Source organism: Vibrio sp. 10N.222.55.C6 (assembly GCF_041473395.1).
GTDB classification, from domain to species: domain Bacteria; phylum Pseudomonadota; class Gammaproteobacteria; order Enterobacterales; family Vibrionaceae; genus Vibrio; species Vibrio crassostreae_C.
Map to the genome: position 1 here is coordinate 1 of NZ_JBFRSD010001142.1, position 280 is coordinate 280.

The following is a 280-nucleotide window of genomic DNA, read 5'->3' on the forward strand; positions in this document are numbered from 1 at the left end:
GCTCTTGATAGTGGCGCAATGGTAGTTTTAAAAGATAATAATGTTTTCAAAATATATAGCGAAAATGTCAATAGATTTGAACACTTCTTGAAGCCATCGGAAAAGCAATTATATGACTTTATAGGCGATGGAAAAAAAATAAAGAAAAGCCTAGATTATTTGCAAGATAGGTTTAGTGGTGCTTTAACCCAGATGGATGCTGTTAATGCATTTAAAAATAAAAAAAATTATAGTCGGAATGAGTTAAATGATTTGTTACTCCTCAATGAGGAAAAACCTC

Annotated in this window: 1 protein-coding gene; it reads left to right on the forward strand. The window is 31.1% G+C overall.

Going from position 1 to position 280, the window contains the following annotated elements:
• Positions 1-280 (forward strand): hypothetical protein (locus AB4486_RS27910; RefSeq protein WP_372120058.1); only part of this gene is annotated, 280 nt, incomplete at both ends.